The organism is Nonomuraea sp. B19D2 (assembly GCF_040137845.1).
Classification (GTDB): domain Bacteria; phylum Actinomycetota; class Actinomycetes; order Streptosporangiales; family Streptosporangiaceae; genus Nonomuraea.
The window spans coordinates 1-2,376 of record NZ_JBEFAK010000123.1 but is presented as its reverse complement, the minus strand read 5'-3'; the positions used below and the strand labels follow the sequence as shown (position 1 = coordinate 2,376).

The following is a 2,376-nucleotide window of genomic DNA, read 5'->3' as shown; positions in this document are numbered from 1 at the left end:
GTGTCCGCGTACTCCTTTGAGTGCTCCATGAAGTACGGAGATATGTGCACCAGCTCAGGCGACCTCAGTGGTTTTTTCGATGTTCCTGAGCCGGTTCTTGAGCCGGTAGCTGGGGCCGTTGATGGAGATCACATCGCAGTGGTGGAGCAGCCGGTCGAGGATGGCGGTGGCCAGCACCTCGTCGGCGAAGACCTGGCCCCACTCGCCGAAGCTCTTGTTCGAGGTCAGGATGATCGAGCCCTTCTCGTAACGCTTCGAGATCACCTGGAAGACCAGGTTGGCCTCGCCGCGTTCGAGGATCTCGTAGCCAACTTCGTCGATCACCAGAACGCTCGGCCGTAGGTAAGTGCCGAGTTTGCTGCTCAGGCGCCCGGTGGCGTCGGCGGCCTTGAGGTTGCTGACCATGTCGTCGAGGCTGGTGAAGTAGACCGAGTATCCGGCCCGGCAGGCCGCGACCGCCAGGGCGACGGCGATGTGGGTTTTGCCGACTCCGGGTGGGCCGAGCAGAGCTGCGTTGGCCTTGGCCTCGACGAAGGCGAGAGTGGCCAGGTCCTTGATCTTGCGGGGGTCCAGATCAGGCTGGAAGGAGAAATCGTAGTCGTCCAGGGTCTTGTGGTGCGGCAGTTTCGAGGTGCGCAACCCGGTGCGGAACCGGCGATCGTCGCGGACAGCGAGTTCTTCGGACAGGACCAGGTCGAGGAAGTCCAGGTAGCCCATCTTGGATTCGTCGGCCCGCTGTGTGTAGTGGGTCAAGGCCTCGGCCAGATGAGGCAGGCCGAGCTTGGCGGCGGTGGCGCGGATGCGGGTGGAGACCAGCTCGGTCAACGGGCTTCCTTCGTGGTGTGATCGGTGTTGAACGGGCGGGTGCCGGTCAGTTCGTCATAGACCGACAAGGGACGCCGGCCGACCTCGACCTGGGCGGCCGCGGTCCGGTTGAGCAGGCCCGCCAACGATCCTGGGGTCGGCTCTGGGCCGTTGTGGCCTTTGCCCTGGCCTTGGTGAACGGGAAGGTCGTGGCCCGCGGTGACGCGCCGTCCGGCTCCGGTGGGCAGGCCATCCCAGTGCCGCTCGTCCACAACGCGGCAGCCGCGGCCCACCGCCCGCGGATGGGCGGCCAGCAGCGTCTGGCCGGTGTGGTCGGGTGTGGTGGCGTGCAGCATGATCTGAGCCTTGGTCGCCCTGACCTCGACCAGCTGGCGCGGTTGCACTCGGCGGGCCGGGACCGAATAGAGATTCGCCTCGAAGGCGACCAGGCAGTCCTTGCCGACGTAGCGAAGATGCCGCTGGGCCACGACATACGTGGTGGACGGCAGCGGCCGCAAGGCCATGTGGTCACGGACCGCCCGCAGGCCGATGACCTCGCCGTGAGTCCCGTGGACCTTGGAGCGCCGCAGGGGAACCCAGGCGGCGAAGGCGGCGTCGAGTTCTTCGATCGAGGAGAATGCCCGCCCCGCCAGGACATGGTCACGGACGATGGCGACCTGCCGCTCGACCCGGCCTTTGCCGGTGGGCCGATAGGCGGCCAGCACATCGGGGTCGAAGTCGTAATGCCCGGCGAAGGCAACCGCCTCGGGATGCAATGGGACAGCCTCACCTGGGGCGACGTGGCGGCGGACCACCGTCTTGGTGCGGTCGTAGACGATCGACATCGGCACCCCACCGAAGTGCTCGAACGCCCGGCGGTGGCAGTCGAAGAAGGTCGTTAGATCCTGGCTGGTGGTGAAGCAGCAGAACGGGTCGCGCGAGTAGGACAAGGTCATGTGGAAGGAGTAGACCTTCCCGATGCCGACGTGGGCCAGGATCTTGCCCTCGTCACCCCAGTCCACCTGGGCCTGAGCGCCCGGCACCACCTCGAACCGGCGATGCAGTCCCGCCAGTTCGCCCGGGCTGATCCCGAGTTCGGCCGCGATCCGCGGCCGCGCCTCCTGCAAGTAGATCTTGACGCGCTGGTAGTTGCCGGTGAATCCGTAGTCGGCCATCAGACGCTCGTGGATCACCGCCCCCTTGAGCAGGATCTCCGCCCGCAACATGGCGTCGATCAGCGGCGCGACCTCGTCCACCACGCGCTGCCGCGGCCGAGTGTTGGGTGCCCTCTTCGGCGGCACCACCGGAACCTCGCCCGACAGGTACTTGGCGACCGTCCGCCGGTTCAGCCCCGTCTCGGCCGCGATCTCCCGCAAGCTCATCGCGCCGGACTCGTGCAGGCTACGAAACCGCCTCAGCTCCAACCAGCGATGCGGGTCCAAGACCACCGTCAGCCGCCCTCCATCGACTCCGAACAGAGGACAGTAGCTTTGCAGTAACGCTGTGTTACCGCATCAAGAACGGTGCATTCTCATCCGTACGCGCTGGCGCACGTTCACTTGTACGCCGACA

2 protein-coding genes are annotated in these 2,376 nt (G+C 66.2%); both read right to left on the bottom strand.

The window, feature by feature from the left end; genetic code table 11:
* Positions 1-54: 54 nt before the first annotated feature.
* Positions 55-825, bottom strand: a complete 771-nt coding sequence (gene istB / locus ABN273_RS59015; protein ID WP_349458557.1) for an IS21-like element helper ATPase IstB — start codon at positions 823-825, stop codon at positions 55-57.
* A complete protein-coding gene (gene istA, locus ABN273_RS59010; protein ID WP_349458556.1) occupies positions 822-2,252 on the bottom strand; it encodes an IS21 family transposase in 1,431 nt (476 codons plus the stop codon). The genes istB and istA overlap by 4 nt, the downstream gene beginning before the upstream one ends.
* Positions 2,253-2,376: the final 124 nt, after the last annotated feature.